General features: G+C 68.3%; 9 protein-coding genes. 1 reads left to right on the top strand and 8 read right to left on the bottom strand.

All coding sequences use genetic code 11. The annotated features are described in order from the left end of the window. Positions 1 to 51 precede the first annotated feature (51 nt). Together PKH97_RS01185 and trxA are read right to left on the bottom strand one after the other, a co-directional pair. Positions 52 to 882, bottom strand: a complete 831-nt coding sequence (locus PKH97_RS01185; protein ID WP_324385564.1) for a VanW family protein — start codon at positions 880 to 882, stop codon at positions 52 to 54. A 112-nt stretch (positions 883 to 994) separates the two neighbouring features. Beyond that, the gene (gene trxA, locus PKH97_RS01180) at positions 995 to 1,360 is read right to left on the bottom strand and encodes a thioredoxin (protein WP_324385563.1); all 366 of its coding nucleotides are present in this window, start codon (positions 1,358 to 1,360) and stop codon (positions 995 to 997) included. 422 nt (positions 1,361 to 1,782) lie between these two features. On the opposite strand from trxA, the gene PKH97_RS01175 reads away from it, so the two are divergent. After that, entirely contained in the window at positions 1,783 to 4,002 is a 2,220-nt protein-coding gene (locus tag PKH97_RS01175; RefSeq protein WP_324385562.1) for a helix-turn-helix transcriptional regulator, read from the top strand. Between the two features lie 80 nt (positions 4,003 to 4,082). Here PKH97_RS01175 and PKH97_RS01170 read toward each other — a convergent pair whose 3' ends face one another. Genes PKH97_RS01170 through PKH97_RS01145 form a run of 6 tightly spaced genes read right to left on the bottom strand, consistent with a single transcriptional unit; the run spans position 4,083 to position 10,028 of the window. Beyond that, entirely contained in the window at positions 4,083 to 4,844 is a 762-nt protein-coding gene (locus PKH97_RS01170) for an alpha/beta hydrolase (RefSeq protein WP_324385561.1), read from the bottom strand. Beyond that, the gene (locus PKH97_RS01165; RefSeq protein WP_324385560.1) at positions 4,841 to 5,806 is read right to left on the bottom strand and encodes a Rieske 2Fe-2S domain-containing protein; all 966 of its coding nucleotides are present in this window, start codon (positions 5,804 to 5,806) and stop codon (positions 4,841 to 4,843) included. The genes PKH97_RS01170 and PKH97_RS01165 overlap by 4 nt, the downstream gene beginning before the upstream one ends. Next, entirely contained in the window at positions 5,803 to 7,056 is a 1,254-nt protein-coding gene (locus tag PKH97_RS01160; RefSeq protein ID WP_324385559.1) for an NAD(P)/FAD-dependent oxidoreductase, read from the bottom strand. Before PKH97_RS01160 ends, PKH97_RS01165 begins: the two co-directional genes overlap by 4 nt. Further along, on the bottom strand, positions 7,053 to 8,210 hold the full coding sequence (locus PKH97_RS01155; RefSeq protein ID WP_324385558.1) for a cytochrome P450: 1,158 nt from the start codon (positions 8,208 to 8,210) through the stop codon (positions 7,053 to 7,055). Before PKH97_RS01155 ends, PKH97_RS01160 begins: the two co-directional genes overlap by 4 nt. 1 nt (position 8,211) lies before the next feature. Further along, positions 8,212 to 9,090 (bottom strand): ABC transporter permease, encoded by an 879-nt coding sequence (locus PKH97_RS01150; protein WP_324385557.1) that lies wholly within the window; start codon positions 9,088 to 9,090, stop codon positions 8,212 to 8,214. After that, positions 9,087 to 10,028 (bottom strand): ABC transporter ATP-binding protein, encoded by a 942-nt coding sequence (locus PKH97_RS01145; RefSeq protein WP_324385556.1) that lies wholly within the window; start codon positions 10,026 to 10,028, stop codon positions 9,087 to 9,089. Before PKH97_RS01145 ends, PKH97_RS01150 begins: the two co-directional genes overlap by 4 nt. Positions 10,029 to 10,155: the final 127 nt, after the last annotated feature.

Genomic DNA, 10,155 nt, shown 5'->3' with positions numbered 1-10,155 from the left:
GCGGCGATCGCCCAGGAGCGGATGCTGCGCATGGGCCGAGCGTAGGCCCGGTCAGGCCTCGATGCCGACGCGCACCGGAGCCGCGGGCAGGAACGGCTCGTACATCATCTGCGCGTGATTCTCGGTCACGAGTTCGTCGCCGATCTCGACGCCCTCCAGGTTCAGGACCTTGCGACGAATAATGTTGCGGCGCATATAGATCGCTGGAGCCTCATTGGTGATGACGTGCATGGCCTCATAGATCCGATAGGCCTGCGTCGGCGCCCGATCGCTCGACCAGGCACCCACGAGGTGCGTCTGACCCACCGACAGCGAGAGCCGGTATGCCGCATCGGTCCGGTTCTCGATCTGGAGGTCGAGCGCTGGATAGGCGCACGTCGCGCCCGAAGCGAACGGCTGCGTCCGCGCGTTATCGGGGAAGACGTCATAGGTGTGCCGCCAGCGCTCCACCACCGTCAGGGGCGTATGCAGCGTCATCCAGTAGATGAGGTTGGTCAGTTGGCACAGACCGCCACCCACGCCCGGTCGAAGGGTGCCTTCGTCGAGGACCACGCCCTCGAGGAAGCCGCGCTTGGCGTTCGGATTGCCGACGATCTTCCAGAAGCTCAGTCGCTGCCCGGGGAGCAGCACGCGGCCGTCCAATGGAGCGACCGCAAGGCGAAGGTTGGTGATCTTGTTGTGCTGCAACTGCATCGGCAGTCCCTGCAACTGACGCAACATCGGCGTCGAATGCTGCATCACGGCATACGGAAAGTCGTCGGGAGTCGCGACGTGGAGGTCGAGGTCGGCGCCGCAACGCCGCCAGTGCCACTCACGCTTGGCGCGCCGCACCCAGGGTCCTGCCCAGCGTTGCGCGAACTGCCGTGCCGTGGTCGCGTCCATACCCTTCCCCCCTTCGAGGCGATGCGTGTCCTTGTCACTGTGACGCACATCGTCGGGGAAAGGTTGGCGGCGCGGCGCGAGGGCCAGCGCCAACAGGCCGCCGGTTCGGCGCTCAGTCCTTGGGCGCGCTGACCAGCTGGCTGCGGACTTGCTCCATATCGAGTCCCTTCACGGCCTCGATGACCTGCTTCAGGCCCGCTGCCGGCAGCGCGCCCGGCTGGTTGAAGACGAGGATGCCCTCACGGAAGGCCATCAGCGTCGGGATCGAGGTGATCTGCAACTGCGCGGCCAAGAGCTGCTCCGCCTCGGTGTCGACCTTTCCGAAGACGAGCTCCGGGTGCTCCTCGGACGCCTTCTCGAAGACCGGCGCAAACTGGCGGCACGGGCCGCACCAGGCTGCCCAGAAGTCGACCAGGACGATGTCAGTGGACATGACCGTGCTCTCAAGATCCGCGGCGGTCAGGGTGCGGGTGGCCATGAGATTCCAGCTTTCACTCGGGTGTTTTGAATGCCAACACACCAGGCCCGTCCGCACATTCCCGCGGCAGAAGTCTTTACTCAATCTTGGAACTCTCTTGGTTCCCCCGGTTTCGCGCCGTTGTTACGGTCCGAGTGCGGAACCGATGCCGACACTACCGACGAGCACTCGACTGCTGTGGGTCCGCGCCCACGGCTTGGCAGGGGGTTGCCACCATGACACAGACGACCACGAGACGACCATTGGCGACGGGAAGTCGCACATCAGGACCTCGCCCATCCGCCCCGCCGGCACCCATAGCGCCCGAGCCAGCGGATGTCGCCGCCGAACAAGCGTATGCCGATCGGGTTGCCGCCCTTTTCGATGGCCCGCCGGGCGCAGAACCAGTGCTCGCCGTTCTCAACGGTCCCGTGGGATGTGGTGTGACCGGCATCCTGCGTCGCGCCACGACGGCCGCCGGGGTGACCAGCGGCTGGGTGCATGTGCTGCCAGGCCGCAGCGACGGCGCGCAGGGCGCGATGGCGCAGTGGACGCGTGCCGACGGGACGGGTGAGCAAGGCACGACTGCGGGCCCGAGCTTGGCCGACGTCCTCGACGAACTCAGCGGCGAACTTCCGCCAGGTTCCGTGCTAGTGGTGGACAGCTTCCACAGCCTGACCATGGCCTCGGCCAACTCATTGATCGTGTGGAGCCACGCGGCTCGCCTGCGCGGTGTCCACGTCCTGATCGGCTTCCATCCGGCACTCGACCAAGCCGGCGTCGCTCCACTGCTCAATGTTCCGTCCACCACGACCTGGATCGATGTCCGGCCGCTGCGCGAGGAGGAGCTGCGCGCCGACCTGGCCGCCGGCCTGCCCTGGGCTGCGCCCGGGCTGCTCGACGTGGCCGTTGACGCGTGCGCAGGCTCCTCCCTGCTCCTGCGCGCCCTAAGGCGGGCCTTGGCCGGCGAGGAGAGCGTAGACGCCAATGCCCTGTCCCGGGCGCACGCGTCGGCGCTCGAGTCGGGCACCCTGCGCCTCGTCGCCGACCAAGGCCCCGACGCCCTGACTCTCGGGCTGCTCAGTGCGCTCGTGCGTCCTGTCCACAGCGCCCGGGCGGCCGCCGAACAACTCGGGCTCCCCGGCGCAACAGCAGCCCGGCTCGAAGTTCTGCTGACCGAGTGCGGGTTGCAGCCGAATACGCGGGAGTCGGCTGGGGTCGTGCATTCCGTGCTTGCCCGAAGCGCGCCGATGGACGTACGCCGCGTCGCCGCGGGACATGCGCACAGCTTGCTCTCGGCCACCGCGGGCAAGGGCCAACTCTTCCGGCTCCGAGCGACCGTCGGTGATTCCCTGACCGGGATGCTGCCCCTGGCCGAGGCTGCCTATGCGGAGGCGTGGGCGGAGGGCGATCCGGACACTGCGGCCGCGGTAGCCACGACCATGCTCACCCGGTCCGCCGACCCGGCCGAGTTGGCGTGGGCCAAGGCCGCAGCCATGCGGTGTTGGGCCGGCATCGACTGGAACGCGTTCGCCACCCATGTGGCCTGGCTCGACGAACCGGCGGTGGCCCCGTTGGTCGCCGACCTGGATTTGTGCGACTGGCTGCGCCTCGAAGCACACACCGTGGCGCGCGAGGTGTTTGGCATCAGTGGTGCTGGCGAGTTGCGTCAAGCGACCCGACTCGCCAACCGGGCGCTTTACGGTTACGCGGCAGAACCCGATGTCAAGAATTTGGATCAGGCAATCAGCGGGCAGGGGATTCTCAGCGTCAGCGCGCCCCTCGCCAGTCGGCTAGCTCTGGCATGGTTCGGTCTTGCCGACTACGAGGCGGCCCACCGGTGGGCGTCGGTCGCCGCGTTCACCGCCTCCGAAAGTGAACTCGCCGATTGCGCAATGGGCCACCTGGTCGGAGCACAAGCCCTGATCCGGCTCGGTCATTTCGACCAGGCCGAGCAACAGGCGCAGGCAGGTGCCGAGCTGTTCGCCGCGTTCGGCGCATCAAATTTGGAGGCGTTCGCGCGCCTGTCCGCGATCCACGCCGCCGTGGAGGCCCGGCGGCCCGTGACCGCCTTGCCCGACCCCATCGCCAACCCGCATCCGGGACTGGCCCTCTATCGCACCTACCTCGCCGCCCGCTGCGACCTGCTGGCAGGGCGCGCCGACCAGGCCGTGCGCCAGCTTTTCGAGTGCGGTCGGGCCCTGACCAAGTGCGGGGTTGTCAACCCGTCGCTCGTGAACTGGCGGCCCCACCTCGCATCGATCTTCCGCGCGAAGGGCCAGGCGGACTTCGGCCAGCACGTCGAGACAGACCTGGTCGCCGCCTGGCGCGAGTGGGCGGCGATCGAGCCCGCCGCTGCCGCCCGGCGAGGCACGGTCCTCGGTGCCCGGGCGGCCGAAGTCTTCACCGACGACGAACAGCCCGTGAGCGCCCCGACCCTCGACATGCTCTCCCCCGCCGAGCTGCGCGTCGTCGATCTCGTCGTGAAGGGGATGAGCAATCGCGACGCCGCCAAGACACTCTTCCTCAGCAAACGCACCGTCGACACACATCTGGGAAATGTCTACCGGAAGCTCAGCCTCGGTTCCCGTGAGGACCTCGTCGAGTTGATGAAAGTGCTTGCGCCCCAACGTGGTGAGTGTGCTCTGAGCGTCTTCGGCTGACACCCTTCAGCAGCCGCCCCACCCGGTGGCTTCCGGATGCACCGAGCGCGGCACCGGTTGTGGACGTCGCGGACCCCCGCTCAGGCGTGCGCTGCAACCTTGTCGAAAAAGTCGGCCAGCACGGTGGCGCATCGCTCGGGTTCTTCGAGGATCGGCAGGTGGCCGGCACCCGGAATCGTCAAGGTTGCGCAATGCGGCACCGTCGCGGCGATCAGCTCGGCGTTCGCCCGGAACTGCGGCATGTCCTCGGTGCCCACGACGAGGAGCACTTCCGCTTCAACGCGGCCGAGCACATCGGCGTCCTGCACGGTGCGGGCCAGGGAACTCATCGCGCCGGAGCGCAACTCCTCGAATCGGTGACCCGAGATCTCGGCCGCCATCGCGTCATACCGGGCAGGGAAGCGTCGCAGGCCGGCGAAGATGGGTGGTGGGTCGTTCATCCACAACCGCGCCAGCGCCGACCCCGGACCGAGGTGGCCGATCTGCATCATCAGCAGCAGGTACTTCGCTCGAGCCTGCGGGTCGTCGGGCACCCCGCTGAGGGTGGGCGCGGCGAGCACGAGCCGATCGACAAGATCGGGGCGCTCCACGGCGACCTGCAAAGCAATGCTCGACCCGAAGGACAGGCCCACCAAGTCGCGGGCACCATTGCGCTCCATCTCCTGGGCCACCCCCGCGGCCCAGCCGCTCATGCTCGCCGGGGGCCGCTCGCCCGCGTTGACGCCGTGCAAGGGCAGATCGATCCCGACATGATCACGCCCCGGGATGAGCGACCACAACTCGCGCCAGATCCGAGAGTTCATCGTGTAGCCGTGCACCCAAGAGACGGGTGTCTCGCTCATACTCGGGCCCCCTGACGCCTGCGAGCGGGGGCGAGTGGGAACTGCGCGACGAAGTCGCGGAAGGCCACGACGTTGACATCCTCCGGCCCAAGGTCCCAGGTGGCGTCGGGGTCGAGATTCGCCCAGACGACGCTGTCCTGAGAGATGGCCAATCGAGAGCCGTCCACGATGTAGTCCAAGGGTTGGCCGGCGTCGCCGATGACCGCGACGCGCACCTGGGTGCCGTCGGGGGTCGGGAGCGCGCCGGTGAGGATGATTGGGTCGCCGGTTCCGCTGCCGAACGACGTCGCCACGACCGTGGGGCTGAAGGCCACCGCCCGGAAGGCCGATCGGTGCGCGGCGCGCGAACCCGATCCGCCGAGATAGTCCGCCGCCGCCTTGCGGTAGCGCAGGTCGTACCACGGATCGGCCATGGTCACGAAGTCACCACCGATGGACAGCGTGCCGTCGGCGGCGCGCTCAGTGACCATGCCCTGCAGGCTCGGCACTCCGTGCACCGTCGGGAAGTGCTCGATGTCGAAGGCGTTCTCGACGACGAACTCCACCGGGACGTCGACCGCCCGGTCGACGGCCGGCCGGATCTCCCTGCCCGTTGTGAGCCGCCGGATGGCGTCGGGAAAACCATTGTCCCCCAATGCATCGTCGCCGAAGCGGACGAAGAGCAGCTCACCGATGTGCACCGTGTCGTATGCCTGCACACTCGGCCGGGTGGGGTGCGTCCCGACCCGGATCAACCGGCCGTGGAAGGGGCAGACGACACAGTTGCCCCGGACGCTCCCACCGATCGCGAGGTTGGCTCCGCGGTGCGGGCACGTCGAGTCGGCCACCTGGAACGCTGGTCCGTCGGCGCCCTCGCTTCGCACGATCATCAGCCGGCGATCACCAACGGTGACCGGCGTCAGCTCTTCGGTAATGGCAGAGGTGAAGGCCAGGAGATACCAGCCGGCGTGCAAATCCGTCATGCCACGTCCTTCGTCTGAGCAGTTGCCAGGATCTCGTCGCCGGCGCGAAGCCCGCTGCGGATGGCACGGTCGAGATAGGGATGTCCGACGTCGGCGTGGGTCGCCTCACCGGCAAAATGGATGCGCCCGAAGGGTTTTCGCCAGCGCGCAGCGGCCGTGCTCGAGGGATCGGGCGCAATGGTGAAGGCCCCCCGGGACCACGGCTCGGCGCTCCAATCCTGAAGCGCGACCTCGCGGGTCGGGTCCAGGCGGTGGCACCCAATACCGGCGAGCGTCTCGGCCACCCGCTCGGGCTGCGCGGCCCAGTGCGCAGCGGTAGCAGCCTGGGTGCCCTTGGACACCAGCATCACGTGCTGCTCGCCTCGATGCCAGGTGAAGAAGCCCAGCTCCGGGTCGAAGACGAAACCGTCATTCGTGGCCGGTGCCGCCACGGGGACGCCGGCGACCACCGCGGGTGCTGCCGGTAGCTCGCGCGCGGCGTCAACCTTGGCTTGCGGCAAACCGGCGATAACCACCGTGCCATCAGCGACCAATGGTGGGGGTGCGGTGAAAACCATTGCGCGCGAATGCCATACGGCTCCGGACGTGGTGATGGCTCGCACTCCCCCGGACGTGGATTCGATGGCTACCACCGGAGCGCCGAATGCGACCCGCTGGCCCTCGGCGAGACGTCCGGGGATGGTGCTCAGGCCGGCGCCGAGGAGGAATTTCATTCCTGCCGGCGGGGCCAGAGCGGCATCGGCGAGTAGCCGCCCGAGGAGCACATCACCGATCGCAACGCCGCTGACCTGCTCGACCCACTGCCGGGCGGCGAACTCCCCGGCCCCGGTGACCCCAGCCATCCGAAGGGCGGCCGAGACCGTCAGGCCACCGGCCATCGGGCCCAATCGACGCCTCAGACTGCGCAGCCGCTGATGGGCAGCCAGCGGGGCGACCAGATCGCCACGCGCGTCCAACGCATGCGTCGACCCGTCGATCCAGACCGCGCTGTCGATCAGCGCACCGTCGATCCCCGTCGCCTCCGAGTCCCGGTCGACCAGCGACCAGACCGGGTGATCGCTGCCGTGCAGCACCTGGGCGCCGAGTTCCATCGGGCGCAGGCCCGGCGCTTGGTGTGTGAGCACGCGGCCGCCGACCCGTTCCCGCGCTTCGAGGACCACAACCTCGTGACCCGCCTTCTGGATGCGGCGGGCCGCACTCAGGCCGGCGACGCCCGCGCCGACAACCACGACGTCCACGTCGGGAGTCATGCCAGGTCCAGGACGGTCGAGATCGGACGGCGAGGGAACGCACTGGCCTGCCAGACAAGGGGTTTGGCACGCAGCGCGATCTGCGGATGTGCACTCAGCAGCGTCGTCAACAGCACGGGGAGCGCCGCACGCACCAGTCCGGCGCCCAGGCAGTAGTGCGGTCCGGCGCCGAAGGCGAGGTGGTCGCGAGGGTGGTCGCGATCGGCCCGGATCTCCCCAGGCGCGTCGAAGCCCGACGGATCGCGATCCGCCGATCCGATGTGCACGAGAACCTGGGTTCCGGCAGGCACGATCCCCGAGGGCAACGCCACATCGCGATCCGCCCGCCGGGAGACGAAGGGAATGGGCGTATGCCAGCGGATCGCGTCCTCGCACCACCGTGCCGCGAAGCCGTTCTCGCGCACGATCCGAGCGCGCAGTTCGGGATCGCCCAGGACACGATGCACCGCGACGGTCGTCAACTCCGCCAGCGGTGACCAGCCGCCGACCGTGGCCAGCGTGATGATTCCCAGGGCGTCGGGCCGATCCAGTCCGCTCGCGGCCAATTGCGCCAGCGGACTGCCGGCCAGGGCGGCGTCCATCAACTCGTCGGCGAAAGCATGCAGGGCAGCTACGGCATCCTGGCCGGCGCGTGCCGAAGCCGGCCGGGGCATCGGATCCAGCGCCACCGCGACTGCGCGCGCGTGCCTGTCGAAGGAGGCGACCTGGTCAGGCGGGATGCCGAGCACGGTGGTCAGGACGCGGGTGGCATAGGGCTCGCTGACATCCCGGGTCAGGTCGCTGCCCGAATGCAACGGCGCGACGACCGCACCGGCCGCTGCAGCCAGCCCGGGGAGCACCCGGCGCAGGGCCGGCGGGCCGAGCAGGGCAGCGCCCGGGCGGCGCAGGCTGTGGTGCTGCGGCCCATCGGTATTCAGCATGGAGACTGGCGCGCCGGATGCCTCCACGCGACGGGCCTGACCGCCGGCCGCGGTGAAAGCGGGCTCGATGAAGACTGCAGCACAATCCTCGTAGCGGGTCAGGACGATCAGATCCGTCCCCGCGAGGGCATGCAGCGGGTCGTTCTCGCGCAGCCAGGCCAGCGTGGGCTCGGGATTGAGCAGGAAGGCGAAGGAGAAGAGCGGCGCCACGGGTGAGTGTGTGGCAACGGACATCTCACTTGACCTTCGGACCGCGCCACTTGAAGGTGGCCATCGTCAAGAAGCCGGCAACGCACACCCAGATGGCCAACGCGATCGCCACCGCGGGGAGGTTCCACGAGCCACCGTGTTCGACGACCTGGAAGTCCTCGGGGAGGAAGACATACCGGAATCCCTGCGTCAGCCACTTCAATGGAAAGAGTCCGGCGGCGTTCTGCATCCACCCCGGCAGCTGGTTGAAGGGGAAGAAGACACCCGAGATGAACTGCAGCACAAGGAAAGGCGGTGTCACGATGGCCGCCGCGGCCGATGCTGAAGGGATGATCGCCGTATAGGCCAACCCGCACAGCGCCATCGCTGCGGTGCCCAGGACGAAGACCCAGGCGAAGACCGCCCAGTGCTTGCCGTCGGAGGGCAACTGCAGGCCGAAGAAGGCCGTGCCGATGCCGACGAGGATGATCGTCTCCAGCAGCGAGGTCACGGCGACCAGGACGACCTTGCCGACGAAGTAGGCGCCCTTGGGCATCGGCGAGCTCGCCAGTCGCCGCACCAGTCCGAGTTCGCGCTCCAGGGCCACATTGATGGCCAGGCCGGTGAAGGCGGTGCTCATCACTCCCGCCGCCACGATGCCGGCGACGAAGTACTGCTTGAAATCGGTGTCGGTGCCCGCGATCTTGCCTGTGAAAATCGAGCCGAAGATGACCAGCAAGATGATCGGCAGGGCGAGGGTGAAGACCAGCGACTGAACATTGCGGAAGAAGATCCGCAGTTCGGCCGCGGAGCGCACCCGCGAGGCGGCAAGCAGGCCGGGCAGGCGTCGTTCGGTCCGCGTCGGCACGGCGCGTGCCGCAGGCGCGGTGGCACTCGTTCCCGCGGTGGAGATGGTGGTGGTCATCGCTTCGCGTCCTCTCGCTGGATCAGGCGCAGGTAGGTGTCTTCAAGGGTCGGCCGGTGCACGGACAGGCCGGGGATCTCGTGGCAGCCGTGCTCGCGGGCATACGGGATGAGGCGCGAGAGCACCTCGGTGGCGTGATCGGTGCTGATCGTGGTGATCGGCGCGCGGTCGTCGGGGCGCGTGGTCTCGACCAGCCCCAACTCGCGGGGGATGACGCGCTCGACCTGCGGCAACCCGGTCAACGAGATCAACGTCGCCGCACCTGCCGTGCGGCCGAGTTCGGCGATCGTGCCGACCGTGAGCATCTTGCCGGCCGCGATGATGCCCGCCCGGTCGGCAAGCGCCTCCGCCTCGTCGAGGTAGTGCGTCGTCAAGACGGTGGTGGCCCCCAGCTCGCGGAAGTAGTTGACCAGGTCCCAAGCCTCGCGCCGGGCTTCTGGGTCCAACCCCGTCGTCGGCTCGTCGAGGAAGACCAGTTCCGGTCGTCCGACGACACCCACCGCCACGTCGAGGCGACGCCGCTGGCCACCGGAGAGCGAGGTGGTCTTGGCCCGTGCCTTGCTCGTCAGGCCGACCATGGAGATGAGTTCGTCGGTGGGGATTGGGTCGGAGTAGAAGCTGCCGAAGTGGCTGACGACCTCACGGACGGTCAGATCGAGGTAGTCGCCGGTGTTCTGCGGCACCACACCGAGGCGGTTGCGCCACGAGCGAGCGTCCCGACGCGGGTCCTCGCCGAGGACGGCGACGGTCCCGGCGCTCCGGTCGCGGACACCGACCAGGATCTCGACGGTCGTTGTCTTGCCGGCCCCATTGGGCCCCAGCAGAGCAAAGACCTCACCTTTGCGGACCTGCATGTCGACCGAATCGACGGCAGGGAAATCGCCGTACATCTTCCGCAGTCCGTGGACATCGATGTGCAAATCGTCGGTGACCGTCATGGCCGCCCCCTTTCGTATGCCAGCGCTGCAAGTTTGGGGCGCTTTACCGAAGCGCCGGGCACCGATGGACTACGCAATGCGCTCGAAGTCGTGCGTAGAAAGTGCCTCGGAAGGAGGGCACATGGCG

The sequence above is a fragment of the Nostocoides sp. genome (assembly GCF_035343835.1).
GTDB classification, from domain to species: Bacteria; Actinomycetota; Actinomycetes; order Actinomycetales; family Dermatophilaceae; genus Nostocoides_A; species Nostocoides_A vanveenii.
This window is presented reverse-complemented; position numbering and strand designations above follow the sequence as displayed.